The sequence below is a fragment of the Aeromicrobium panaciterrae genome, assembly GCF_039537165.1.
Lineage (GTDB): Bacteria > Actinomycetota > Actinomycetes > Propionibacteriales > Nocardioidaceae > Aeromicrobium > Aeromicrobium panaciterrae.
Genome location: NZ_BAAAZZ010000002.1, coordinates 3,062,073 through 3,088,269 on the forward strand (window position 1 = coordinate 3,062,073; position 26,197 = coordinate 3,088,269).

General features: G+C 65.2%; 21 protein-coding genes and 3 rRNA genes. 21 read left to right on the forward strand and 3 right to left on the reverse strand.

What is annotated here, in order from left to right; genetic code table 11:
- Window positions 1-25: 25 nt before the first annotated feature.
- Together ABD683_RS15975 and ABD683_RS15980 are read right to left on the reverse strand one after the other, a co-directional pair.
- On the reverse strand, window positions 26-580 hold the full coding sequence (locus ABD683_RS15975) for a LemA family protein (RefSeq protein WP_344771063.1): 555 nt from the start codon (window positions 578-580) through the stop codon (window positions 26-28).
- Window positions 581-612: 32 nt separating this feature from the next.
- Window positions 613-2,418, reverse strand: coding sequence for a DUF2207 domain-containing protein (locus ABD683_RS15980; protein WP_344771064.1), 1,806 nt, complete (start codon window positions 2,416-2,418; stop codon window positions 613-615).
- 95 nt (window positions 2,419-2,513) lie between these two features.
- On the opposite strand from ABD683_RS15980, the gene argG reads away from it, so the two are divergent.
- The 9 genes from argG (at window position 2,514) to ABD683_RS16025 (ending at window position 11,811) form a co-directional block, all read left to right on the forward strand.
- A complete protein-coding gene (gene argG, locus ABD683_RS15985; protein WP_344771065.1) occupies window positions 2,514-3,962 on the forward strand; it encodes an argininosuccinate synthase in 1,449 nt (482 codons plus the stop codon).
- A gap of 29 nt (window positions 3,963-3,991) precedes the next feature.
- Complete coding sequence (gene argC / locus ABD683_RS15990) at window positions 3,992-5,038, forward strand: N-acetyl-gamma-glutamyl-phosphate reductase (protein ID WP_344771066.1); 1,047 nt, start codon at window positions 3,992-3,994, stop codon at window positions 5,036-5,038.
- 85 nt (window positions 5,039-5,123) lie between these two features.
- A complete protein-coding gene (gene argJ, locus ABD683_RS15995; RefSeq protein ID WP_344771067.1) occupies window positions 5,124-6,275 on the forward strand; it encodes a bifunctional glutamate N-acetyltransferase/amino-acid acetyltransferase ArgJ in 1,152 nt (383 codons plus the stop codon).
- On the forward strand, window positions 6,272-7,243 hold the full coding sequence (gene argB, locus ABD683_RS16000; protein ID WP_344771068.1) for an acetylglutamate kinase: 972 nt from the start codon (window positions 6,272-6,274) through the stop codon (window positions 7,241-7,243). The genes argJ and argB overlap by 4 nt, the downstream gene beginning before the upstream one ends.
- Window positions 7,240-8,409 carry an acetylornithine transaminase gene (locus tag ABD683_RS16005; RefSeq protein ID WP_344771069.1) on the forward strand — a complete coding sequence of 390 codons (1,170 nt, stop codon included), beginning with the start codon at window positions 7,240-7,242 and terminating at the stop codon, window positions 8,407-8,409. Before argB ends, ABD683_RS16005 begins: the two co-directional genes overlap by 4 nt.
- Window positions 8,406-9,338 (forward strand): ornithine carbamoyltransferase, encoded by a 933-nt coding sequence (argF, locus tag ABD683_RS16010; protein WP_344771070.1) that lies wholly within the window; start codon window positions 8,406-8,408, stop codon window positions 9,336-9,338. The genes ABD683_RS16005 and argF overlap by 4 nt, the downstream gene beginning before the upstream one ends.
- Window positions 9,335-9,847, forward strand: a complete 513-nt coding sequence (locus tag ABD683_RS16015) for an arginine repressor (protein WP_344771071.1) — start codon at window positions 9,335-9,337, stop codon at window positions 9,845-9,847. The genes argF and ABD683_RS16015 overlap by 4 nt, the downstream gene beginning before the upstream one ends.
- The gene (argH, locus tag ABD683_RS16020; protein ID WP_344771072.1) at window positions 9,844-11,238 is read left to right on the forward strand and encodes an argininosuccinate lyase; all 1,395 of its coding nucleotides are present in this window, start codon (window positions 9,844-9,846) and stop codon (window positions 11,236-11,238) included. Before ABD683_RS16015 ends, argH begins: the two co-directional genes overlap by 4 nt.
- A 9-nt stretch (window positions 11,239-11,247) precedes the next feature.
- Entirely contained in the window at window positions 11,248-11,811 is a 564-nt protein-coding gene (locus ABD683_RS16025) for a DNA-3-methyladenine glycosylase (RefSeq protein ID WP_344771073.1), read from the forward strand.
- A 71-nt stretch (window positions 11,812-11,882) separates the two neighbouring features.
- Here ABD683_RS16025 and ABD683_RS16030 read toward each other — a convergent pair whose 3' ends face one another.
- Window positions 11,883-12,518 carry a DsbA family oxidoreductase gene (locus ABD683_RS16030; RefSeq protein WP_344771074.1) on the reverse strand — a complete coding sequence of 212 codons (636 nt, stop codon included), beginning with the start codon at window positions 12,516-12,518 and terminating at the stop codon, window positions 11,883-11,885.
- Between the two features lie 133 nt (window positions 12,519-12,651).
- Here ABD683_RS16030 and ABD683_RS16035 point away from each other — a divergent pair, with 133 nt between their 5' ends.
- The 12 genes from ABD683_RS16035 (at window position 12,652) to recN (ending at window position 26,173) form a co-directional block, all read left to right on the forward strand.
- Window positions 12,652-13,065 (forward strand): universal stress protein, encoded by a 414-nt coding sequence (locus tag ABD683_RS16035; protein WP_344771075.1) that lies wholly within the window; start codon window positions 12,652-12,654, stop codon window positions 13,063-13,065.
- 15 nt (window positions 13,066-13,080) lie between these two features.
- The gene (tyrS, locus tag ABD683_RS16040; protein ID WP_344771076.1) at window positions 13,081-14,346 is read left to right on the forward strand and encodes a tyrosine--tRNA ligase; all 1,266 of its coding nucleotides are present in this window, start codon (window positions 13,081-13,083) and stop codon (window positions 14,344-14,346) included.
- Between the two features lie 432 nt (window positions 14,347-14,778).
- Window positions 14,779-16,295, forward strand: a 16S ribosomal RNA gene (locus tag ABD683_RS16045).
- A gap of 354 nt (window positions 16,296-16,649) precedes the next feature.
- Window positions 16,650-19,750, forward strand: a 23S ribosomal RNA gene (locus ABD683_RS16050).
- 119 nt (window positions 19,751-19,869) lie between these two features.
- Window positions 19,870-19,986: ribosomal RNA gene (gene rrf, locus ABD683_RS16055) — 5S ribosomal RNA — on the forward strand.
- Together the 16S, 23S and 5S rRNA genes form the textbook arrangement of a ribosomal RNA operon.
- Before the next feature lie 92 nt (window positions 19,987-20,078).
- Window positions 20,079-21,014: a tetratricopeptide repeat protein gene (locus tag ABD683_RS16060; RefSeq protein WP_344771077.1), complete on the forward strand. Its 936-nt coding sequence runs from the start codon at window positions 20,079-20,081 to the stop codon at window positions 21,012-21,014.
- Between the two features lie 86 nt (window positions 21,015-21,100).
- The gene (locus ABD683_RS16065) at window positions 21,101-21,466 is read left to right on the forward strand and encodes a single-stranded DNA-binding protein (RefSeq protein ID WP_344771078.1); all 366 of its coding nucleotides are present in this window, start codon (window positions 21,101-21,103) and stop codon (window positions 21,464-21,466) included.
- On the forward strand, window positions 21,463-22,467 hold the full coding sequence (locus ABD683_RS16070; RefSeq protein ID WP_344771079.1) for an HAD-IIA family hydrolase: 1,005 nt from the start codon (window positions 21,463-21,465) through the stop codon (window positions 22,465-22,467). Before ABD683_RS16065 ends, ABD683_RS16070 begins: the two co-directional genes overlap by 4 nt.
- Window positions 22,464-22,742 (forward strand): hypothetical protein, encoded by a 279-nt coding sequence (locus ABD683_RS16075; protein ID WP_344771080.1) that lies wholly within the window; start codon window positions 22,464-22,466, stop codon window positions 22,740-22,742. Before ABD683_RS16070 ends, ABD683_RS16075 begins: the two co-directional genes overlap by 4 nt.
- 10 nt (window positions 22,743-22,752) lie before the next feature.
- Window positions 22,753-23,577 carry a TlyA family RNA methyltransferase gene (locus ABD683_RS16080; protein ID WP_344771081.1) on the forward strand — a complete coding sequence of 275 codons (825 nt, stop codon included), beginning with the start codon at window positions 22,753-22,755 and terminating at the stop codon, window positions 23,575-23,577.
- Complete coding sequence (locus ABD683_RS16085; RefSeq protein WP_344771082.1) at window positions 23,574-24,488, forward strand: NAD kinase; 915 nt, start codon at window positions 23,574-23,576, stop codon at window positions 24,486-24,488. Before ABD683_RS16080 ends, ABD683_RS16085 begins: the two co-directional genes overlap by 4 nt.
- Window positions 24,488-26,173: a DNA repair protein RecN gene (recN, locus tag ABD683_RS16090; protein WP_344771083.1), complete on the forward strand. Its 1,686-nt coding sequence runs from the start codon at window positions 24,488-24,490 to the stop codon at window positions 26,171-26,173. The genes ABD683_RS16085 and recN overlap by 1 nt, the downstream gene beginning before the upstream one ends.
- Window positions 26,174-26,197: the final 24 nt, after the last annotated feature.

A 26,197-nucleotide genomic window follows, 5' to 3' on the forward strand; every position in this document is an offset into this window, starting at 1 on the left:
TCGGCAGGAGGCCTCGTCACGTCGGTCAGAACGTGACGGTCGGGGCTGTGGCCTGGCCCTCGGGCGCGTCGTAGAACTCACGGGCCGAGACGCCCGCGATTCCGGTGAAGAACAGCCACGGGATCGTCTTGACGAGTCCGTTGAGCTTGGCCACCGCGTCGTTGTAGAACTGCCGCGCGAACGAGATCTTGTTCTCCGTCTCGGCCAGCTCGGCCTGCAGCGACTGGAAGTTGGCCGAGGCCTGGAGCTCGGGGTACGCCTCGGCGACCGCCATGACGTCGATGATCGCCTTGCTGAGCTTGGCGTCGGCGGCCGCCTTGTCTGCGGGCGATCCGCTCTTGGCCGCAGCGGCCACGCCGGCGCGGGCCTCCGTCACGGCCTCGAAGACGCCCTTCTCGTGCTGGGCGTATCCCTTCACCGTGCTGACGAGGTTGGGGATCAGGTCGGCGCGGCGGGTGAGCTGGACGTCGATGCCGCCCAGTGCCTCCTGTGCGCCGATGTCGACCCGGCGGAGCTTGTTGAACGCGTAGACCGCGAACAGGACGAGTGCGGCGACTATCGCCACGATGATCCAGAGCATGGTTCTCCCTTGATTGAAGTTGAGGTGTCGAGCTACCAGGAACCGCCGCCGCCACCTCCACCACCGCCTCCGCCGCCACCGCCTCCGCCACCGCCTCCGCTGCTGGACGACTGGGTGGCCGCGTAGGCGCTGATGGATGAGGACAGCGAGGACTCGAAGCCGGAGTAGGCGTCATGGCTGCCGAAGAAGCCGAGGCCGCTGCTTCCCGCATTGGTGGAGGAGTACCAGACGGGCACGGGCGCAGGTGATCCCGTCTCGATCTCGTACTTCTTGGCCCAGCGGTCGGCGACGTCGAACGCGACGGCGTACGGGATGTACGACGTGTAGAGGTCCTTCTTGCCGCTGAAGTCGAACCGGGTCTTGGCCGAGTCGGTCGACAGCAAGCGCTCGAACCCGCCGGCCTGCGACCACAGCTGGCGACCCAGGGTCGTACGCCGTTGGCCGACGCCTGAGGTGAGCAGCCCGATGCCGCCGATCACGAACGCGGCGAACGGCAGCACGTACGCCGACACCGGCGGCCGGATGAAGATCACCAGGACGGCGGTGGCGATGCCTGCCAGGATCACCGCGAGACGCGCGACCCATTCCGACGCCGAGGTGCGTGAGGCACCGATACCGCTGGCCCACGCCGAGGTCGCGCCGGGCAGCCCGCTCTTGACGGTCTGGAGGGTGTGGCCGGCCGATGCGGACGAACCCGACGACTTGAACGTGCCGCCCGGGCTGGTGACGCCGAGGCCTTCGCCGACGTAGCGGGTGACGTCGTCGGTCGCGGCCCAGGCCTTCTCGTCGCCGATGCCCGTGATGGTCCACGACTTGCTGCCGTTCTCGGTGAGCTTCGTCAGCCCCTGTTCGGCCTGGTAGAGCAGCGTCGCCACGAGGCCGCGAGACGGCACCGACTCGGTGGTGATGTACGCGGTCTGCACGGGACCCAGACCCCGCGGCGGCTCGTACATCACGGGGTAGCCGGGTTCCGGTTCGCGGGACTTGCGATCGAGCGCATAGCCGAAGGCGAGTGCGGCAACCGCCAGCGCGGCGAGAACGCCGATCACCGGGACGCTGCGCCCCAGCACGCGGTCATACGCGATGGGCCACGGCACCGTCACGCGGTCCGGCGGCGGCTGGGGGAGCCCGATGCGCACGGTGACCGGCGTCCGCGGTGCGAGCGGCCCCGTGCTGACGGTGACGTTGTCGGTTCCGGCGCCGTCGATCGTGCACGGTCCGGTGCCGTCGAAGCTCGACGTGCACTGCACCTTGCCCGACGGCTTCGGCAGCGTGATGTGGATCGTCGACTTCTGGATGTCCATCTGCCAGCCAGGCGCCACGACGTTCCAGTTGAACACCGACTGGGCCTTCTGCTTGTCGGTCCAGCTCGACGAGGCGAACGCGCCGGGGTTGGCGGATGTGGGGGAGAGGGCGCCCTTGATCGTGTAGGTGATCGTGTAGGCGTGGACGCCGGGGGAGACATAGCTGTCCGGGTCGCCGATCTTGGCGACGCGGTAGCGACGGCCGTTCTGCCACTGCAGGTCGTGGGGTACCGACTGGCCGTCGAGAGTGACGTTGATGTCCTCGGGGACCAGCCGCACGGTCTCGTCGGTCGGGTCGGCCAGGTCCCAGAAGCGGAAGATGCCGTGCCGTCCGAACGGGAACTCGGCCGTGACGACCTCCTTGGCGGCAAGCGTGCCATCGGCGTTCACGACGTAGTCAGCCCGGTAGTCGGTGATCGTCACGGGGTCGGGCGAAGTCGGCGTGGTGCTCGGGATCATGCCGGCCAGCACGGGGATGATCAGCACCCCCGCGGTCAGGAGCAGCGCAAGGACGCGCAGCGCGATCCGCTTCATCCGAGCATCCTAGGGTGGTGCGCGTGGGCAACGTCACGAATTTCGATTCGCCACCTGACTGCAAGAAATTGCGGTCGTGTGCAAGAATGTGAGACATGTCCAAAGTCCTCACCAGCCTTCCCGTCGGCGAACGCGTCGGCATCGCCTTCTCGGGGGGCCTCGACACCTCGGTCGCCGTCGCCTGGATGCGCGACAAGGGCGCCGTTCCGTGCACCTACACCGCCGACATCGGACAGTACGACGAGCCCGACATCTCCGGCATCCCCGGCCGTGCGATGGAGTACGGCGCCGAGCTGGCCCGGGCGATCGACTGCAAGCGCCCTCTCGTCGACGAGGGACTTGCCGCCCTGGCGTGTGGAGCGTTCCACATCCGGTCCGCCGGACGCACGTACTTCAACACCACGCCGTTGGGTCGCGCCGTCACCGGCACGCTTCTGGTACGCGCGATGCACGAGGACGGCGTCAACATCTGGGGCGACGGGTCGACGTTCAAGGGCAATGACATCGAGCGGTTCTACCGCTACGGACTCCTGGCCAATCCCGACCTGCTGATCTACAAGCCGTGGCTGGACGCCGACTTCGTCGCCGAGCTCGGCGGGCGCCACGAGATGAGCCAGTGGCTCACCGAGCGCGACCTGCCCTACCGCGACAGCCAGGAGAAGGCCTACTCGACCGACGCCAACATCTGGGGCGCGACGCACGAGGCCAAGACCCTCGAGCACCTCAACACCTCGCTCGAGTCGGTCGAACCGATCATGGGTGTCAAGTTCTGGGACCCCTCGGTCGACATCGCGACCGAGGACGTCACCATCACGTTCGAGGCGGGCAAGCCTGTCGCGATCAACGGCGACACGTTCGGTGGCGACCCGGTCGCCCTCGTGCACTACGTCAACACGATCGGCGGACGGCACGGCCTCGGCATGTCCGACCAGATCGAGAACCGCATCATCGAGGCCAAGAGCCGCGGCATCTACGAGGCGCCCGGCATGGCGCTGCTGCACATCGCGTACGAACGGCTCGTCAACGCGATCCACAACGAGGACACGATCGCCAACTTCCACCAGCACGGTCGTCGTCTCGGCCGGCTGATGTACGAAGGCCGTTGGCTCGACCCGCAGGCGATGATGCTCCGCGAGTCCGTCCAGCGCTGGATCGCCTCGGTCGTCAGCGGTGACGTCACGCTGCGTCTGCGGCGCGGAGAGGACTACTCGATCCTCGACACCCAGGGCAGCAACTTCTCCTACCACCCCGAGAAGCTGTCGATGGAGCGCACCGAGAACGCCGTGTTCGGCCCGACCGACCGCATCGGCCAGCTCACGATGCGTAACCTCGACATCGCGGACTCGCGAGCGATGCTCGAGCTGTACGCGTCACAGCCGCTCGACCAGGGCCAGGTGCTCGTCGAGCACGGCACGCTGTTCGGCGAGCTGCCGGCGGGTGGTGCGACCCGCATCGAGGCGAAGTCGACCACCACAGTCACCGCGGTCGAGGAGCTCGAGGAGCAGGCGCTCGATGCGGCGGCGATGGACCTCGGGACGGACTGACCCATGCCCACGTCTGCAAAGGTGAAGACATGACCACGATCACGGCTGCCGTGGCCGGCGCCAGCGGATACGTCGGCGGCGAGGTCCTGCGCATGCTCCTGGCGCATCCCGACATCGAGATAGGTGCGCTGACGGCAGCGTCCAGCGCCGGTACGCCGCTCGGCGACCACCACCCGCACCTCGTACCGCTGGCTGACCGCATCCTCGAGCCGACGACGACCGAGTCGCTGGCAGGTCACGACGTGGTGTTCCTCGGGCTGCCGCACGGTGAGTCCGGGGCCGTGGCCGCGGCGCTCGGCGACGACGTCCTGGTGATCGACTGCGGAGCCGACTTCCGGCTGCAGTCGGCTGAGGACTGGGCCGAGTTCTACGGGGGCGAGCATGCCGGTACGTGGCCTTACGGCCTGCCGGAGCTGATCGTGGGCGACGGTCGGCAACGCGACAACCTCAAGGGCGTCGGCCGCATCGCCGTACCCGGCTGCAACGTCACCGCCGTCACGCTCGGCATCCAGCCTGCGATCGCCGCCGGACTGGTGGAGTCGACCGATCTCGTCGCCGTGCTCGCCAACGGGTTCTCCGGAGCGGGCAAGGCCCCCAAGACGCACCTCATGGCGTCCGAGGGCCTAGGCGCGGCGTCGCCGTACGGCGTCGGCGGCGTCCACCGTCACGTGCCCGAGATCATGCAGAACTTGCGACTCGCCGGTGCAGACGAGGTGTCAATCTCGTTCACCCCGACGCTGGTGCCGATGGCACGCGGAATCCTCGCCACTACCACGGCCCGCCTCGCGCCCGGAACCGACATCGAAGCGGTACGCGCTGCGTACGACACGGTCTATCGCGACGAGCCGTTCGTCCACCTGCTGCCCGAAGGTCGATGGCCGACGACGGCCGCGACGCTGGGCGCCAACACCGCGCAGATCCAGGTGGCGATCGACCAGCGCGCCAACCGGCTGGTGGCGGTCTCGGCGATCGACAACCTGGTCAAGGGCACCGCCGGCGGCGCCCTCCAGTCCATGAACCTCGCCCTCGGCCTCGACGAGACCACGGGCCTCTCCACGATCGGGGTCGCACCATGAGCCTTCCCCACGAAACCACTCGCTGCACAAGCAGCGCACCTGGGCTTGGCCATGGGTCCGCTCGCGCTTTCGCGGGGACCCCGTCATGAGCGTCACTGCAGCCAAGGGATTCAGCGCTGCCGGTGTGGCCGCCGGCCTCAAGTCGACTGGCGCTCCTGACGTGGCGCTCGTCGTCAACGACGGGCCGTCGCACGCCGCCGCCGCCGTGTTCACCAGCAACCGCTGCAAGGCCAATCCGGTGCTCTGGAGCGAACAGGCCATCAAGTCCGGCTCGGCCGTCGCCGTCGTGATCAACTCCGGTGGCGCCAACTGCTACACCGGTCCCGAGGGCTTCGCGACGACGCACCACACCGCCGAGACCGTCGCGACGGCCTTGGGGGTCGGCGCGATCGACATACAGGTGTGCTCGACCGGATTGATCGGGTTGCTCAACGACCGTGACGCACTGCTCTCGGGCGTGCATGCCGCACTCGACGCGACATCGACCGATGGCGGCGCAGCGGCCGCGACCGCGATCATGACGACCGACACCGTCGCCAAGGAGTCCGTGGCGCATGGGGAGGGCTTCACGGTCGGCGGAATGGCCAAGGGCGCCGGCATGCTCGCGCCGGCGCTGGCCACGATGCTGGTCGTCGTGACGACTGACGCCGACGTCGATGCGGCGACGGCCGACGCAGCGCTGCGTGCTGCCACGGCGCTGACCTTCGATCGGCTCGACTCCGACGGCTGCCAGTCGACCAACGACACGGTGCTGCTGATGGCCAGCGGCGCGAGCGGCACCCAGCCCGACCCCGCGGCGTTCACCGAGGCCGTCACCACGGTCTGCCGCGACCTGGCGATGCAGCTCCTGGCCGATGCCGAGGGTGCCGACCACGAGATCGCGATCGAGGTGGTCAACGCCGCCTCGGTCGACGACGCGCTCGAGGTGGGCCGATCGGTGGCACGGAGCAACCTCTTCAAGTGCGCCATCTACGGCAGGGACCCCAACTGGGGCCGCATCCTCGCCTCGGTCGGCACCACCCAGGCTGCGTTCGACCCGGCAGACCTCGATGTGGCGCTCAACGGAGTGTGGGTGTGCCGCAAGAGCGGGCCGGGGGAGTCGCCCGACTCGATCGACCTGTCCGACCGTTCAGTCAGCGTCACGATCGACCTCAAGTCTGGCTCGGAGACCGGCACCATCTGGACCAACGACCTCACGCAGGCGTACGTCCACGAGAACTCGGCGTATTCCTCATGACCGAGTTCGACGCACCCGAGCACGTCTGGGACCCGGACGACTGGAAGCGGGCGACCGCCAAGGCCGCCACGCTCGCCAAGGCACTGCCGTGGCTGAAGAAGTACCACGGCAAGGTCATCGTGGTGAAGTACGGCGGCAACGCCATGACCGACGACGCCCTCAAGGCCGCCTTCGCCGAAGACATCGTGTTCCTGCGGCTGGCGGGTTTCAAGCCCGTCGTGGTGCACGGCGGTGGGCCCCAGATCAACGCGATGCTCGAGAAGCTCGGCATCGAGTCGGAGTTCCGTGGCGGACTGCGGGTCACGACGCCCGAGACGATGGACGTCGTGCGCATGGTGCTCACCGGCCAGGTCGGCCGTGAGCTGGTGGGCCTGCTCAACCAGCATGGCGATCTCGCCGTCGGGCTCTCCGGTGAGGACGGCGGACTCTTCACCGCCCAGAAGACCATGCCGGTCATCGATGGTGTCGAGACCGACATCGGGCTGGTTGGCGAGGTCGTGGGCGTACGCCCCGAAGCCGTGCTCGACCTGATCGACGCCGGCCGCATCCCGGTGGTCTCGACCGTGGCGCCCGACACCTCGGGCCAGGTCCACAACGTCAATGCGGACACCGCCGCAGCCGCACTGGCCGTCGCGCTGGGTGCCGAGAAGCTGCTCGTGCTCACCGACGTGGAAGGTTTGTACGCCGATTGGCCCAACAGCACCGACGTCATCGGCGAGATCAGCCCCGAGTCGCTCGCCGAGATCATCCCGACGCTCTCGACCGGCATGATCCCCAAGATGACGGCCTGCCTCAAAGCCGTCCAGGAGGGGGTCAGCCGCGCCACGGTGATCGACGGTCGTGAGCCCCACGCCGTGCTGCTGGAGATCTTCACCGATGAAGGTGTCGGCACCCAGGTGGTGCCGCACGCCGAGACGCGCATTCGTACGGCGCTCTACTCGACCAGCGTGACGAAGGACAAGACATGACTGTCAGTGACTGGACGACTCGCTACCAGGGTTCTGTCATGAACACGTTCGGGCAGCCGCAGACGGTCCTGGTCCGCGGTGAGGGCTCGCGCGTCTGGGACGCCGATGGCAACGAATACCTCGACCTGCTCGGCGGCATCGCGGTCAACGCGCTGGGCCACGCCCACCCGGCGATCCTCGAAGCGGTGACACGGCAGCTCCAGACGCTCGGCCACGTCTCCAACTTCTTTGCCTCCGAGCCACAGATCGAGCTCGCGGAGAAGCTCCTCGAGCTCGCGGGTCATCCGGGCCGGGTTTTCTTCACCAACTCCGGCACCGAGGCCAACGAGGCCGCGTTCAAGGCCACTCGTCGTACCGGCCGCACCAAGGTCGTCGTTGCCGAGGGATCCTTCCACGGCCGTACGATGGGCGCCCTCGCTCTGACGTCGAAGGAGGCCTACCGCGCTCCGTTCGAGCCGCTGCCGGGCGACGTGACCTGGGTGCCGTACGGCGACGTGACTGCGCTCGAGGCCGCCGTCGACGACTCGGTGGCGGCGGTGCTCCTCGAGCCGATCCAGGGCGAGGCCGGCGTCATCGCCCCACCCGACGGCTACTTGAACGCCGCCCGCGACGTCACCACGGAGCACGGGGCCCTGCTGTGGCTCGACGAGATCCAGACGGGCATTGGTCGCACTGGCGCATGGTTCGCGTTCGAGCAGTCGGGCATCTCACCCGATCTCATCACGGTGGCCAAGGGTCTCGGTGGCGGCATCCCCATCGGTGCCTGCATCGCGCTCGGCGACGCCGCGACCTTGCTGCAGCCGGGCGATCACGGCACGACCTTCGGCGGCAACCCCGTTGCCACCGCGGCTGCGCTTGCCGTCATCTCGACGATCGAGTCCGACAAGCTCCTCGACCACGTCACCACGATCGGCGACCAATTGCGTCGGGGACTCGGCGACCATCCGCTGGTGACCGCGACGGCGGGCCGCGGCCTGCTGGTGGGAGTCGTCCTTGCCCGGCCGGTCTCCGCCGACATCGCCAAGGCTGCTCTTGCCGCCGGCCTCATCGTCAACGCCCCGACACCCGATCGCCTGCGCCTGGCGCCACCGCTGATCCTCTCCGAGAACGACGCCGCTCACGCCGTCACGACGTTGCGCGCGGTGCTCGACGAGGTGGGCTCATGAGGCATTTCCTGCGCGACGACGACCTCTCCCCGGCCGAGCAGGCCGAGGTGCTCGCCCTGGCGGCCGCGGTCAAGGCCGCCCCCTACGCCCGCCAGCCCTTGGCGGGACCGCAGACCGTTGCCGTCATCTTCGACAAGGCATCGACCCGCACCCGGGTGTCCTTCGGGGTCGGCATCGCCGATCTCGGCGGCAGCGCGCTGATCCTCGACACCGCCACGACCCAGAGCGGGCGTGGCGAGTCGACGGCCGACACCGCCAAGGTGCTGGGCCGGATGACGAGCGCCATCGTGTGGCGCACGTACGCCCAGGCCGGTCTTGAGGAGATGGCCGCCCACGCCGGCGTACCCGTCATCAACGCCCTGAGCGACGACTTCCACCCGTGCCAGATCCTGGCGGACTGGCAGACCGTGATCGAGCACAAGGGTGCGCTGGCCGGGCTGACGGTCGCCTACCTCGGCGATGGTGCCAACAACATGGGCCACTCCTACCTGCTGGGTGGGGCACTCGCCGGGATGCACGTGCGCATCGGTGCGCCGGCGGGCTACCAGCCTGACGTCACGATCGTCGCCGACGCAGAGGCGATCGCCGCCACCACCGCCGGATCCGTGACGATCACCGACGACTCGGATGCCGCCATCGCCGGTGCTGACGTGGTCATCACTGACACCTGGGTGTCGATGGGCCAGGAGGGCGAGAAGGAAGCACGCCTGAAGCTGTTCGGCGCCTACTCGATCACCGCCGACACCCTCGCCAAGGCGGCGCCCGACGCGATCGTGCTGCACTGCCTGCCGGCCTATCGCGGCCTCGAGATCTCCTCCGAGGTGCTCGACGGACCGCAGAGCGTCGTCTGGGACGAGGCGGAGAACCGCCTCCACGCCCAGAAGGCGCTGATGATCTGGCTGCTCGACAAGGCAGGGGAGTCGGCATGACGGTTCCCGACACCAAGAGTGCTCGGCAGCAGCTGATCGTCGAGCTGCTGAGCCATGAGCCCGTACGTTCCCAGGGCGATCTCGCCGAGCTGCTCGAGCTGCGCGGGGTCAACGCCACGCCGTCGACGATCTCGCGAGACCTGGTTGAGCTGGATGCCGTACGCGTCCGCCATCCTGACGGCGGGTTGGTCTATGCCGTCCCGGCCGAGGGCGGGGATCGCACCCCACGAGTGGCCCCCGACACGGCCGCAGCCCAGACCCGGCTGGCTCGCATCTGCCGCGAGCTTCTCGTCGCCGCCGAGTCGTCGGCCAACCTCGTCGTGCTCCGCACCCCGCCGGGCGCCGCGCAATACCTCGCGTCGGCGGTCGACCACGCCGGCCAGCCCGACCTGCTCGGCACGATCGCGGGAGACGACACCGTCCTGCTCATCTGCCGTGACCCGCTTGGCGGTGACGCCGTGGCCAAGCGGCTGATGTCACTCGCCGCACCGACCAAGGAGATCCCGTGAACGACTCTGACAACACGTCGCTGTGGGGTGGCCGCTTTGCCTCGGGGCCGTCGCCCGAGCTCGTCGCACTCTCGCGGTCGACGCACTTCGACTGGCGTCTCGCGCCGTACGACCTGGCTGGATCCCGGGCACACGCTGGCGTCCTCCAGGCGGCAGGGCTGCTGAGCCGCGACGACCTCACGGCGCTGATCGCCGGCATCGACTCGCTCGCCGCCGATGTCGAGTCGGGCGAGTTCACGGCCCAGCCCGACGACGAGGACGTCCACTCCGCACTGGAGCGGGGACTCCTGGAACGGCTGGGCCCCGAGCTCGGCGGCCGGCTCCGTGCCGGACGTTCGCGCAACGACCAGATCGCGACGCTGTTCAAGATGTACCTCCGCGATCACGCCACGGCCATCGGCGACCTCGTACGCGGACTCGTCACGGCACTCGCCGACCAGGCCACGGCGCACCTCGACGCACCCATGCCGGGTCGCACGCACCTGCAGCACGCCCAGCCCGTGCTGCTCTCGCACCAGCTGTTGGCACACGCCTGGCCCCTCGTACGCGACCTCGACCGTCTCGCCGACTGGGACGCCCGGGTTGCGGCCGACTCGCCGTACGGATCGGGTGCTCTCGCCGGGTCGTCACTCGGCCTCGACCCGCAACGGGTCGCGAAGGATCTCGGCTTCACCGACTCGACGGCCAACTCGATCGACGGCACCGCCGCTCGCGACTTCGTCGCCGAGTTCGCCTTCGTCACCGCACAGATCGGCATCGACATCTCCCGGCTGGCCGAGGAGATCATCATCTGGAACACCAAGGAGTTCGGCTTCGTCACGCTGCACGACGGGTTCTCGACCGGGTCGAGCATCATGCCGCAGAAGAAGAACCCTGACATCGCCGAGCTCGCGCGCGGCAAGTCCGGCCGGTTGATCGGCAACCTCACGGGCCTCCTGGCGACGCTCAAGGCCTTGCCGCTGGCATACAACCGTGACCTGCAGGAGGACAAGGAGCCGGTGTTCGACTCGATCGACACGCTCGAGGTCCTGCTGCCCGCGTTCACGGGCATGATCGCGACGCTGACGTTCGACACCGAGCGGATGGCGGAGCTGGCTCCCCAGGGATTCGCGCTCGCGACCGATGTCGCCGAGTGGCTCGTACGGCAGGGTGTCCCGTTCCGCGACGCGCACGAGATCTCCGGTGCCTGCGTGCAGGCCTGCGAGCAGCGCGGCATCGAGCTCTGGGATCTCAGTGACGACGACTTCGCCGCGATCTCACCGCTCCTCACGCCGGGCGTACGCGAGGTGCTCACGGTCGAAGGATCGCTGGCGTCCCGCAGCGCTCGTGGCGGCACGGCACCGGCTCGCCTCGCCGAACAACTCGACGAGCTCCGCGCCCGCGTCGGCTAGCCTCGGCGCGTGGAGGTCACGGATCACGCCCGCAGACTGCTGGGCCGCATCCTGCACGGTCATGGAGTCTCGGCGCGGATCACCGAGGTCGAGGCCTACGGGGGAGTCAACGACCCCGCCTCGCACGCCTTCACCCGTACTCCGCGATCCGAGATCATGTTCGGCGCGCCGTGGCGGTTGTACGTCTACCGCTCCTACGGCATGCACTTCTGCGCCAACATCGTCACGGGCCCGACCGAGACCGCTTCAGCGGTGCTGATCCGTGCTGGTGAGATCGTCGATGGCGTCGAACTGGCGCGCCGGCGACGCGGAGAGCTCGTCAAGGACAGCTCACTTGCACGCGGCCCCGGCAACGTCGCCAAGGCGCTGGGACTCACGCTGGAGGATCTGGGCACCGATCTGCTCGGCGGCGCCTCCGTACGTCTGGGCCCAGCACCGACAACGACACCGGACATCAGCGAGGGACCGCGTGTCGGCGTGTCGAAGGCGGCGGACGTGCCATGGCGCTTCTGGATCACCGGGGATCCCACGGTGTCGGCCTACCGCCGAAGCCCTCGCGCCTCAGTCGGCTGAGGCGTCCGGGATCTCGCAGAAGTCGTCCTCGCAGACGGGTGCGTCGTCGCCGACCATCTCGAACGGGCCGGTCATTCCGCAGCTGCCTGCGTCAGCACGTCGACGAAGACCGCCGACTCCTGTGCGCCCGAAACGCCGTACTTGCCGTTGATCACGAAGAACGGCACGCCGTTGATCCCGTACGCCACCGCCTGCGCCTTGTCGGCCAAGACGTCGTCGAGGAACTGGTCCGACTCGAGTGCCTTGACCACCTCGTCACGATCCAGGCCGACGTCCGCTCCGAGGTCTGCGAGCTCATCGGTCTCGCCGACGTGGCGGCCCTCCTCGAAGTACGCCTTGAGCAGGCGCTCCTTCATCTCCACCTGCAGTCCGTGAGACTTCGCCAGGTGCAGAAGCTGGTGCGCCTTGATCGTGTTGGTCGTGTGCAGGGCGTCGTAGTCGTACGCGATGTCGACCGTCTTGCCCAGCTCGGTCATCTGAGCCAGCATTCGGCTGGCCTGCGCCTCGGGAATTCCCTTGTGCGTGGACAGGAAGTCGCTGTGCGTCCCCGCGTAGTCGACCGGGGTATCGGGGGAGAGCTCGAACGAGTGATACTCGACCTCGACGGAGTTGCCGCCGGACGAGAACTCAGCCGCTGCAGCCTCGAACCGGCGCTTGCCGATGAAGCACCACGGGCACGCCACGTCCGACCAGATGTCTACCTTCACGTTGCTCACGCAGAGTTCAACTGTGAGGTCGTGCCCGGCTATTCCGTGCGTCTGATCACACCGTGTGACACGGTGGCGCGATGTAGGCCAAGATCGACGTGGGAGGGGAGCCCAACACAGAGAGGCACACCCGATGTCGGTCGTGGTCGGATACCGCAGCAACGAGTACGGCGAGGCCGCACTGGAGCACGGCGTTGCCCGTGCCAACGCCACCGACGACACGCTGATCGTCGTGAACGTGACGAAGGACGACGGGCTCGACGCACCCGGATTCGTTCGCGGTCACGAGCTCGAGACGCTGCGTCAGCGACTCCATGAGCTGGTGGGTTCCAAGGTGACGATCCAGCAGCCCGTCGGCACCGATACCGCAGCCCAGATCCTCAGGGTTGCCGAAGAGACGTCCGCGAGCCTGCTGGTCATCGGACTGCGTCCACGTTCGCCCGTGGGCAAGTTCGTCATGGGGAGCACGGCGCAGCGCATCCTGCTCGACGCCACGATTCCCGTTCTGGCGGTCAAGCCCGGCCAGGTCCCTGCTCCGGTCCTGTGACCCTCGTGGGTGACAATGGGCTCCGTGACCCACGTACTTGATGACCTGGAGGCGCGCGGGCTGATCGCGCACTCGACCGACCCCGACGCACTGCGGGCCGACATGACGAGCCCGATCACGTTCTACGTGGGATTCGACCCGACCGCTCCCAGCCTGCACATCGGCAACCTCCTCCAGCTGCTGACGGCGCGGCGTCTCCAGCTCGCGGGGCACAGGCCGTTGATCCTGGTCGGCGGATCGACCGGACTCATCGGCGATCCCAAGGAAGCCGGCGAGCGGGTCATGAACACCAAGGAGACGACGGCCGAATGGGTCGAGCGCATCCGAACGCAGGTCTCACACTTCGTGGATCTCGACGGAGACAGCGCCGCGTCCCTGGTCAACAACCTCGACTGGACGGCCGGACTCAGCACGATCGACTTCCTGCGAGACATCGGCAAGCACTTCCCGGTCAACCGCATGCTCGCCCGCGAGGTGGTGAGTGCGCGGCTCGAGGCCGGCATCAGCTACACCGAGTTCAGCTACGTCCTGCTCCAGTCGCTCGACTACCTCGAGCTGCACCGTCGCCACGGCTGCGTGCTGCAGACGGGCGGCAGTGACCAGTGGGGCAACATCACCGCCGGCGTCGAGCTCGTACGCCGGGCTGACGGCGCCAAGGTCCACGCCCTCGCGACGCCGCTCATCACGAAGGCCGACGGCACCAAGTTCGGCAAGACCGAGTCCGGCACCGTGTGGCTCGACCCCGAGCTGACCAGTCCCTACGCGTTCTACCAGTCGTGGATCCAGGCCGAGGACACCAAGGTCGGCGAGTACCTCCGCCAGTTCACCTTCGTACCGGTCGACGAGATCGCCGCGCTCGAGGCAGAGCACGCCGAGAAGCCGGGACTGCGTGCCGCGCAACGCCGGTTGGCTGCCGAGGTGACCACGATCGTCCACGGAGCCGACGAGACCGCTGCTGCAGAACTCGCCTCAGGGGCACTGTTCGGGCGAGCTGAGCTGACGGATCTACCCGAGACAACTCTCGGTGCTGCACTCCGTGAAGCCGGAGCTGTCGAGCTCAAGGCGTCCGACTCGCCGACGATTGTCGACGCATTTGTCGCCACGGGCCTGGCCGATTCGAAGTCCGCGGCCAGGCGAGCTGTGGCCGACGGGGGAGCGTACGTCAACAACGAGCGAGTTTCCGACCCGGATCTGGTGCTCTCGGAGGACCATCTGCTGCACGGCAAATGGGTCGTCCTGCGCAAGGGGAAGCGGGCGATTTCGGGCGTGTCGGTGTCCTGAACCCTGCAATTTCAGGGGCTGGAGGCCATGTGACGCTAGCCACAGGACCCCGATTTGACGTGCGGGAAACCTGCCCCGTAGTGTTCTACTCGTTGCACAGCACGACGGAGCGAAAAGCCGCAAGGCGGGTCGCTCGGAGCTGGCAGCCACATCGTGACCGACCCGGGTTTGACCGGTGAAAACGAGCGGTGTAAGTTAGACGAGTTGCCCCAAAACTCCAGGCCGATTGGTCTGCGGTTTCGGTGTGCGTCTGATCCTTGAGAACTCAACAGTGTGCCAAAAGTCGACGAGATTAATTAGTAGTACCCCGTCGAGACCATCCACGAGGGCTTCGGCTCGCGTGGACCTTGATGGAAATCAATTCCGACAATTTATTTGTCAGCAAATAGTTTGTCAGAGTCGAACTGAAGTTTGAGCAGTACTTAACTGCTTTCAACGGAGAGTTTGATCCTGGCTCAGGACGAACGCTGGCGGCGTGCTTAACACATGCAAGTCGAGCGGTAAGGCTCCTTCGGGAGTACACGAGCGGCGAACGGGTGAGTAACACGTGAGCAATCTGCCCTTCTCATCGGAATAACCATTGGAAACGATGGCTAATGCCGAATATGACCTCGGATCACATGTTCTGAGGTGGAAAGCTCCGGCGGAGAAGGATGAGCTCGCGGCCTATCAGCTTGTTGGTGAGGTAATGGCTCACCAAGGCGATGACGGGTAGCCGGCCTGAGAGGGTGACCGGCCACACTGGGACTGAGACACGGCCCAGACTCCTACGGGAGGCAGCAGTGGGGAATATTGGACAATGGGCGAAAGCCTGATCCAGCAACGCCGCGTGAGGGATGACGGCCTTCGGGTTGTAAACCTCTTTCAGCAGGGACGAAGCGAAAGTGACGGTACCTGCAGAAGAAGGACCGGCCAACTACGTGCCAGCAGCCGCGGTAATACGTAGGGTCCGAGCGTTGTCCGGAATTATTGGGCGTAAAGGGCTCGTAGGCGGTTTGTCACGTCGGGCGTGAAAACTCAGGGCTCAACCCTGAGCGTGCGTCCGATACGGGCAGACTAGAGGTATGCAGGGGAGAACGGAATTCCTGGTGTAGCGGTGGAATGCGCAGATATCAGGAGGAACACCGGTGGCGAAGGCGGTTCTCTGGGCATTACCTGACGCTGAGGAGCGAAAGCATGGGGAGCGAACAGGATTAGATACCCTGGTAGTCCATGCCGTAAACGTTGGGCGCTAGGTGTGGGGACCTTCCACGGTCTCCGTGCCGCAGCTAACGCATTAAGCGCCCCGCCTGGGGAGTACGGCCGCAAGGCTAAAACTCAAAGGAATTGACGGGGGCCCGCACAAGCGGCGGAGCATGCTGATTAATTCGATGCAACGCGAAGAACCTTACCTGGGTTTGACATATACCGGAAAGCCGTAGAGATACGGCCCCTTTTAGTCGGTATACAGGTGGTGCATGGCTGTCGTCAGCTCGTGTCGTGAGATGTTGGGTTAAGTCCCGCAACGAGCGCAACCCTCGTTCTATGTTGCCAGCACGTAATGGTGGGGACTCATAGGAGACTGCCGGGGTCAACTCGGAGGAAGGTGGGGATGACGTCAAGTCTTCATGCCCCTTATGTCCAGGGCTTCAAGCATGCTACAATGGCCGGTACAAAGGGCTGCGAAACCGCAAGGTGGAGCGAATCCCAAAAAGCCGGTCTCAGTTCGGATTGGGGTCTGCAACTCGACCCCATGAAGTCGGAGTCGCTAGTAATCGCAGATCAGCAACGCTGCGGTGAATACGTTCCCGGGCCTTGTACACACCGCCCGTCACGTCATGAAAGTCGGCAACACCCGAAGCCAGTGGCCCAACCGTTTACGGAGGGAGCTGTCGAAGGTGGGGCTGGCGATTGGGACGAAGTCGTAACAAGGTAGCCGTACCGGAAGGTGCGGCTGGATCACCTCCTTTCTAAGGAGCACATGGCACCGGTCGCAAGACACGGTGTCCATTTGAGTCTGTTTACACGGCGAATGTTCGTGTGCAGCTCAGCTCACTAGTGGATCGTCGACTATTTGGCTTGATGGATGCCACGAGCGTCAGTACTTCTCCTCGGAGAGTGGAACCTCGCTTTGAAGAATCCATCGAATCAGGCACACTGTTGGGTCCTGAGGGATCAGCTCGTAAGAGCAGTTTCCTCGGACCGCATACCCCCACGAACCACCAGGTTCACCCCGCGAGGGACATCTGGTAGGCGCGGGATCTTTATGCGGGACCGAACGTATTTTGAGAACTTCACAGTGGACGCGAGCATCTTTGTAGTAACAACAAGCTACTAAGTGCACATGGTGGATGCCTTGGCATCGAGAGCCGATGAAGGACGTTGGAGTCTGCGAAAAGCCCCGGGAAGGTGACAACCAACCTGTGATCCGGGGATGTCCGAATGGGGAAACCCAGCTGGAGGAAAGTCCAGTTACCTGCGCCTGAACACATAGGGCGTTTGGAGGGAACGTGGGGAAGTGAAACATCTCAGTACCCACAGGAAGAGAAAACAAAAGTGATTCCGGTAGTAGTGGCGAGCGAAACCGGACCAGGCTAAACCGTAGTGATGTGATAGCCGGCAGGCGTTGTCATTACGGTGTTGTGGGACCACATGGTCTGTTCTGCCGAGCAGACAAAGAGTCATAAACCATGAGTGAAGTGAAAGCCGACTGGAAAGTCGCGGCATAGAGGGTGAGACCCCCGTACACGTAAGCTCATGGCTCTTTTGTGTCATCCCAAGTAACACCGAACCCCTGAAATTCGGTGTGAATCTAGCGGGACCACCCGTTAAGCCTAAATACTCCTCGATGACCGATAGCGGACTAGTACCGTGAGGGAAAGGTGAAAAGTACCCCGGGAGGGGAGTGAAATAGTACCTGAAACCATGTGCATACAATCCGTTGGAGCTCTTCCTTGTGAAGGGTGACAGCGTGCCTTTTGAAGAATGAGCCTGCGAGTTAGCGTTCAGTAGCGAGGTTAAGGCGTCGAGCCGTAGCCGTAGCGAAAGCGAGTCCGAATAGGGCGATTGAGTTGCTGGATCTAGACCCGAAGCGGAGTGATCTATCCATGGGCAGGTTGAAGCGCGGGTAAGACCGCGTGGAGGACCGAACCCACCTAGGTTAAAAACTGGGGGGATGACCTGTGGATAGGGGTGAAAGGCCAATCAAACTCCGTGATAGCTGGTTCTCCCCGAAATGCATTTAGGTGCAGCGTTGCGTGTTTCTTGCCGGAGGTAGAGCACTGGATGGGCTAGGGGGCCTACAAGCTTACTGAACTCAGCCAAACTCCGAATGCCGGTAAGTGAGAGCGCAGCAGTGAGACAGTGGGGGATAAGCTCCATTGTCGAGAGGGAAACAGCCCAGACCATCAGCTAAGGTCCCAAAGCGATAACTAAGTGGAAAAGGATGTGGAGTCGCAGAGACAACCAGGAGGTTGGCTTAGAAGCAGCCACCCTTGAAAGAGTGCGTAATAGCTCACTGGTCAAGTAATTCCGCGCCGACAATTTAGCGGGGCTCAAGTTATCCACCGAAGCTATGGGATTCATGTATTAACCAGGCCTTCGTGGTCCAGGTGCATGGATCGGTAGGGGAGCGTCGTGTGGCGAGAGAAGCGGCAGGGTGACCTAGCCGTGGACGCCACACGAGTGAGAATGCAGGCATGAGTAGCGAATGAGGAGTGAGAAACTCCTCCACCGAATGACCAAGGGTTCCAGGGTCAAGCTAATCTTCCCTGGGTAAGTCGGGACCTAAGGCGAGGCCGACAGGCGTAGTCGATGGACAACGGGCTGATATTCCCGTACCGGCATTAGATCGCCCATGCCGAACCTAGAAATGCTAAGTGCCCAAATCTGGCGGGACTCTTCGGAGCGAAGCCGGTGCTGCGCACGACCCGATCTAGTAGTAGGCAAGCAATGGTGTGACGCAGGAAGGTAGCTCATCCCGGGCGATGGTTGTCCCGGGCCAAGGACGTAGGGCGAATGATAGGCAAATCCGTCATTCACATGCCTGAGATCTGATGGGGAGGCGTTTTAGCCGAAGTGAGTGATCCTATGCTGCCGAGAAAAGCATCTAGCGAGATCTAGAGCCGCCCGTACCCCAAACCGACTCAGGTGGTCAGGTAGAGAATACTAAGGTGATCGAGTGAACCATGGTTAAGGAACTCGGCAAAATGCCCCCGTAACTTCGGGAGAAGGGGGGCCGGATTCGTTATCGGACTTGCTCCGAGAAGCGTTGAAGGCCGCAGAGACCAGGCCCAAGCGACTGTTTACTAAAAACACAGGTCCGTGCTAAGTCGAAAGACGCCGTATACGGACTGACTCCTGCCCGGTGCTGGAAGGTTAAGGGGACGTGTCAGCGCAAGCGAAGCACAGAACTTAAGCCCCAGTAAACGGCGGTGGTAACTATAACCATCCTAAGGTAGCGAAATTCCTTGTCGGGTAAGTTCCGACCTGCACGAATGGAGTAACGACTTGGGCGCTGTCTCAACCATGGACTCGGCGAAATTGCACTACGAGTAAAGATGCTCGTTACGCGCGGCAGGACGGAAAGACCCCGGGACCTTTACTATAGTTTGGTATTGGTGTTTGGTTCAGTTTGTGTAGGATAGGTGGGAGACTGTGAAGCTTGGACGCCAGTTCAGGTGGAGTCATCGTTGAAATACCACTCTGGCTGTACTAGATATCTAACCTAGGTCCATTATCTGGATCAGGGACAGTGCCTGATGGGTAGTTTAACTGGGGCGGTTGCCTCCTAAAATGTAACGGAGGCGCTCAAAGGTTCCCTCAGCCTGGTTGGCAATCAGGTTTCGAGTGTAAGTGCACAAGGGAGCTTGACTGTGAGAGTGACAGCTCGAGCAGGGACGAAAGTCGGAACTAGTGATCCGGCGCTGGCAAGTGGAAGCGGCGTCGCTCAACGGATAAAAGGTACCCCGGGGATAACAGGCTGATCTTCCCCAAGAGTCCATATCGACGGGATGGTTTGGCACCTCGATGTCGGCTCGTCGCATCCTGGGGCCGTAGCAGGTCCCAAGGGTTGGGCTGTTCGCCCATTAAAGCGGCACGCGAGCTGGGTTTAGAACGTCGTGAGACAGTTCGGTCCCTATCCGCCGCGCGCGTAGGAAACTTGAGAAAATCTGTCCCTAGTACGAGAGGACCGGGATGGACGAACCTCTGGTGTGCCAGTTGTTCTGCCAAGAGCACTGCTGGTTAGCTACGTTCGGAAGCGATAACCGCTGAAAGCATCTAAGCGGGAAGCGCGTTTCAAGATGAGGTTTCCCACTGGTTTACCAGGTAAGGCCCCCAGCAGACCACTGGGTTGATAGGCCGGAGGTGGAAGTGCAGCAATGCATGGAGCCGACCGGTACTAATAGGCCGAGGGCTTGTTTCTTACAAAGATCTACCGCGTCCACTGTGAGGTTCCCGAGATATGTTCGGGAACCGGAAAAGTTCCACTGTGCCTTTGATGGCCAGGAGAGCTCCAAGGTTTTGTTGATATCTCAATAGAGTTTCGGCGGCCATAGCGAATGGGAAACACCCGGCAACATTCCGAACCCGGAAGTTAAGCCATTCAGCGCCGATGGTACTGCACGGGTGACTGTGTGGGAGAGTAGGACGCCGCCGGACAATCATTAAGCGCGAGGCCGCTCCTTCGGGAGCGGCCTTGCTGCATTTCTCAAGCATTGTTGATTCAATGCAGTCGATGAAAGGATCGGCTCATGGCAGAGTCGAGAAACCCCCGCCGAGACGGCGGGAAGCCTGCGAGTCGCGGGGGACCGCGTGGTTCTAAACCCGCAGGTCAGGGCCGAGATCGACGCGGTGCCGGCGATCCGACGCGCCGTGATGGCAAGGGAGCCGGGCAGGGTCGTGACAGTCGACCCGAGCGCAGGGACGGCAAGCCGCAGACTCCCCGTCGTGACGGCAAGCCGTACGAGGCTCGTCGTGATCGCCGCCAGGAAGAGGGCGACCGCACGGCAGCCCAGAAGATCTACGACGGACCACCGATCCCTGACGACGTCAGCGCGAAAGATCTCGACAAGTACGCCCGGCAGGCGCTGCAGGCCCTGCCCGAGAAGCTCGCCGACAAGGTCGCGCGGCACCTCGTGATGGCCGGCCTGTTGATCCACGAGAACCCCGAGCAGGCACATCTGCATGCGCTTGCTGCTCGAGCCCGTGCCACGCGTACGGGTCTGGTCCGCGAAGCCTGTGGCGAGACGGCATACGCCAGCGGCAAGTTCGCCGAGGCGTTGTCTGAGTTCAGGGCCGCCAAGCGCATGAACGGAAGCTACATGTACGCGCCGATGATGGCTGACTGTGAGCGTGCCCTGAAGCGTCCACAGAAGGCGATCGAGTACGACACACCTGCCGTTCGAGCACATCTCGACGACGCCGGTCAGGTCGAGCTCTCGATCGTTGTCGCCGGTGCGCGACGTGACCAGGGACAGTTTGACGCGGCGATCCGCTTGCTCGAGACCGAGCCGTTGCACACCAAGGGCCGCGGAGAATGGGTGCCTCGGTTGCGCTACGCGTACGCCGACGCCTTGCTCGACGCGGGTCGTACCGAAGAGGCCATCGAATGGTTTCACCGCACGGTTGCCGTCGACGGCAACGAGGCGACCGACGCCGTCGAGCGCCTGGCTGCACTCGGCGAATAGTTCACAGGCCGGCAGGTGTTCACCCGGCGTCCACAAGCCACAGCGCACAGTGCCCCTCGCCGTTTGGCGAGGGGCATCGTCGTCTCATGACCCAGACCAGCAATCACGAGACGTCACACAACCACGTCACCTTGGCAGGCCGCGTGTCTGCCAGCCCCGAAGCCCACATCCTGCCAAGTGGAGACGAGGTCGTCTCCTTCCGACTCATCGTTCCCCGCAGTGCAGCGGCGCGGCGCCGTTCCAAGCAACCCGTTGACACGATCGATTGCGCAGCGTGGACCTCGGCGCTGCGTCGTGCGGTGCGGCGGCTCGAACCAGGAACGGAGGTGGTCGTGACCGGTGAGCTGCGTCGAAGGTTCTCTCGCGGTCCCGCTGGGCCGATCAGCCGTGTCACGGTCGAGCTCGACTCCTGCGAACGAGTCACGGTGCCGGCGGTAGCCTCGTCCTCATGAACCTGGGCTCGTCGGATCGACCGCTGAGCGAGATTCATGATCTGGCCATGCTCGACCTCGACGGTGTCGTCTACGTCGGCGCCGACGCAGTGCCAGGCGCTGCTGACTCGCTCCGTCGGGCCCGGTCGGCGGGCATGCGCCTGGCCTACATCACGAACAATGCGTCTCGGACTGCGGCAGAGATCGCCCGGCACCTGAGCGAGCTGCAGATGCCGGAGGTCACCGAGCGCGATGTCGTGACATCTGCGCAGGCCGTGGCACACCTCGTGGCCGATGCCGTACCTGCCGGGTCGGCGGTCCTCCTGGTCGGAGGAGAAGGACTTCGTCAGCCACTGGAGGAGCGCGGGCTGAGGTGCGTGTCCAGCCTCGGCGACGAGCCGGCTGCTGTCGTGCAGGGTTTTCATCCCGACGTCGGGTGGACCGACCTGGCGGAGGCTGCGTACGCGATTGAGGCCGGGGTCCCGTGGTTCGCCAGCAACACTGACCTGACCATTCCCACGGCACGCGGTGTGGCTCCCGGCAACGGCTCGCTCGTGCAGGCGGTCCGCAACGCGACGGGTGCCGATCCGACGGTCGCCGGCAAGCCCGAATCGGCGCTGTTCGACGAGACGATCGAGCGATTCGGCAGCAAGCGACCTCTGATGGTCGGCGACCGCCTCGACACCGACATCGACGGAGCCATCGGCGTCGGCATCGACAGTCTCGCTGTCCTGACCGGGGTCAACGGCTTGCAGGACGTGATGGATGCGGCGCCCGGGCATCGCCCCACCTACGTGTCGGCTGACCTGGCAGGACTCAACGCACAACACCTCGGGGTGGTGATCGACGGTGACGCGTCTCTCTGCGGCAGTGCTCGGGCGACGGTCGTCGGCGGCGTGCTCTCGGTCGAGGGCGCTGGCCGTCACGACACCTCGGCGCTCCGCGCGGCTGTGGGACTCGCCTGGGAACTCGCCGATCGGTCCGGTGTGCGTGTGCGTGCGGATGGGACAATGACGCCATGACCGAATTGCCTCCTGACGACATAGAGTCCGGCGAGTTCGAAATGCAGTCTGACCTGCAGGTTGACGACGCGCAGATCGATGACGCATCGGCGGGTCTGCCTGACGTGTATGAGTTGACGGGACACCCGCGCATCGACGAGGCACTCACGCGGCTCGACTCGCTCGACGACCTCGACATCAATGACCACCCGGAGCAGTTCGATGCCATCCACCAGGCTCTCCGTGAGTCGCTGGCAAGCGCCGGACGTGACGGGGACGCGTCGGAGCACCCGTGAGCTCCGCACCATGACCCGGCGGCTTCGTCTGGATGCCGAGCTCGTTCGTCGAGGGCTCGCAAAGTCACGTGACCACGCAGCGACCCTGATCGGTGACGGTGTCGTGACAGTGGCGGGATCGGTGGCGACGAAGGCTGCGACCGGTGTCACCACGGATCAGGCCATCGTGGTGCGTACAGGGTCCGAACCGACGTACGCCTCGCGCGGCGCGTTCAAGCTGCTCGGAGCACTCGAGGTGTTCGAGCCGCTGGGGCTGTCGATCGACGGACGTCGGGTGCTGGACGCGGGGGCGTCAACGGGTGGATTCACCGACGTGTTGCTCCGCAAGGGTGCCCGTGAGGTGTGCGCGGTTGACGTCGGATACGGGCAGCTGGTGTGGGCGCTGCAGTCCGACGAGCGGGTCCACGTGTTCGATCGCACCAACATCCGCAACATCGAGCCCCAAGACATCGGTGGACCGGTCAGCCTCGTCGTGTCCGATCTGTCGTTCATCTCCCTTACGGTGGTCATGCCGGCACTGACGCGGGTGTGCGAGGACGGAGGCGACATCGTGCTGATGATCAAGCCGCAGTTCGAGGTCGGCAAGAGCAACCTCGGCAAGAACGGCGTGGTTCGCGACCCGCTGTTGCACGCCGATGCCGTGCACCGGGTCTGCCTCTCAGCCCACGAGCTGGGGTGGGGCACGCGTGCGTTGGCCCCCAGCCCGCTGCCCGGCCCTGCCGGCAACGTCGAATACTTCTGCTGGCTCCGCACCGATGCCGACGCACCGACGCTGGGCGCCGCCCACGACGTAGTGGAGGCGGGGCCACTCGACACCTCGAGGGCACCCTCATGAGGACGATCCTGCTCGCGGTGCATGTCGCACGCGACGAGGCGCTCAAGATCGCTGCGACATTCGCGGCCGACCTGCGAGCCGGAGGACTCGACGTACGCGTCCTCGACAACGAGGCCGCGCAGCTGCGCGCAGCAGGGCTCGAGGCCACCGACGTCGTGGCGCCCGATCCGGGTGCCGCGGTGGGGTGTGAGCTCGCCGTCGTGTTTGGAGGGGATGGGACGATCCTGCGAGCCGCCGAGCTGTGCCGGGGCACGGACACGCCGGTGCTTGGCGTCAACCTGGGCCATGTGGGGTTCCTTGCAGAGGCCGATGCCGAAGACCTCCACGACGTGGTGCGCGGCATCGTCGACCGTAGCTACACGGTCGAGGAGCGGTTGACGGTCGATGTGGCCGTGACGGTCGGCGGCGAGATCGTCGCCACCAACTGGGCGCTCAACGAGGCGTCGGTCGAGAAGGCCGCCCGCGAGCGTATGTTGGAAATCGTCGTCGAGATCGACGGTCGGCCGGTGTCGCGCTGGGGATGCGACGGAGTCGTGTGTGCCACGCCGACCGGCTCGACCGCCTACAACTTCAGCGCCGGTGGACCGATTGTGTGGCCCGAGGTGTCTGCACTCCTGATGGTTCCGATCAGTGCTCACGCGCTGTTCGCCCGTCCCTTGGTGGTGTCGCCCGACTCGACGCTGGCGATCGAGATCGTCGGCGGGCAGTCGACCGGTGTGCTGTGGTGTGATGGCCGCCGCGCAGCAGATCTGCCGTTCGGCGCGCGCGTCGAGGTTCGCAAGGGTGCGACCCCCGTACGACTGGCTCGACTGCAGCCTGCCGTGTTCACCGATCGACTGGTGCGCAAGTTCGACCTTCCGATCAACGGTTGGCGTGGCGCCGCCGAGCGCCGACAACGCGGTGATGCCTGATGTGGCAGCACCTGCGTCTGTCCTCGCTCGGAGTCATCGACTCCGCTGAGCTTGAGCTGTCCTCCGGATTCACCGTCATCACGGGCGAGACCGGTGCCGGCAAGACCATGGTCGTCACCGCCCTGGGCCTGCTTCGGGGTGACCGCGCAGACCTCGGGCTCGTACGTCAGGGCGCTGACCAGGCACGGGTCGAAGCCAGCATCGGCGTACCACCAGGTGCCGCTGCGGTGGCAGCCGTCGAGGAGGCAGGAGGCCGCATCGACGATGACGTCGTGATCCTCGGACGTGTCCTTTCGTCGCAGGGTCGCTCCCGCGCACTCGCAGGCGGTGCAACGGTTCCGGCCGCCCTGTTGGCAGAGGTCACCGACGAGCTCGTCGCCGTGCACGGCCAGTCCGATCAGCATCGACTGCTCCGTTCCGCAGAGCAGCGGGCCGCTCTCGACCGATTCGCGGGGGCTGAGTTCCTGGCGGCGAGCGAGGCCTACGAGCCGGTCTATCGCCGGTGGCGGGTGGTCGAGCGCACCCTCAACGAGCTGCGCACCCATGCCCAGGAGCGAGCGCGTGAGCTCGACGTGCTGAGATTCGGACTCGACGAGATCGAGCAGGTGGCGCCCGAGCCGCGTGAGGACGAGACCCTCAAGGCCGAAGAGAGTCGTCTCGCCCATTCTGAGTCTCTCGCCCGTGCCGCCGATGAAGCGCAGCGAGCGCTCGCCGGCGACGGTGACCTCCAGGCCGCGCGCACCAAGATCGCCGAGGCGTCCAATGCGTTGCGCGAGTCCGCCGGTCACGACCCGGCCCTCGACACGCTGGGGGAGCGGGTGCACGAGCTCGGCATCCTGCTCGACGACGTCGCCACCGAGCTGGCGGGCTACTCGGCCGGAGTCGAGCTCGATCCCCAACGCCTCGCAGACGTCCAGGAGCGGCGCGCAGCCCTGTCGGGCCTGCAGCGCAAGTACGGGCCGACGCTCGACGACGTGATGGCGTGGGCCGAGAAGAGCTCGTCCCGGCTCAACGAGCTCAGCAACGACGACGCCTCGATCGAAGAGCTCGAGGCTGAGCAGGCGGCGTTGGTGCCTGAGACGATGCGCCTCGCCACGGTGATGTCGACGCTTCGCAAGGAAGCGGCCGCGCGGCTGTCAGGACTTGTCGACACCGAGATTGCCCAGTTGTCGATGCCGTCGGCGCGACTTGTCGTACAAGTCACCACGGCTGACGATGCCGTGCCGGGAGCGCACGGCATCGATGAGGTCGAGTTCCAGTTCGCCGCCAACAGCGGGACCGGCCTTCGTCCGCTCCACAAGGGAGCCAGCGGTGGTGAGCTGTCGCGACTGATGCTGGCGCTCGAGGTGGTGCTTGCTGACCGTACGACCGTCCCGACCCTGGTGTTCGACGAGGTCGACGCCGGCATCGGCGGCAAGGCAGCGGTCGAGGTGGGTCGCCGCCTGGCACGCCTCGCCGAGCACGCCCAGGTCATCGCCGTCACCCACCTCCCGCAGGTAGCGGCCTTCGCACACCACCACTTCGTGGTCACCAAGGCGGACGACGGCACCATCACCAGCAGCTCGGTGGTCGAGCTCGGTGACGACAGCCGCGTCGATGAGCTGGCACGTATGCTCGCCGGCCAGGAGGACTCGGCTGCCGCCCAGGCCCATGCACGCGAGCTCCTCGACCTCGCGCGCGGCTGATCACACGCGCTCGCCGCGCCTCCC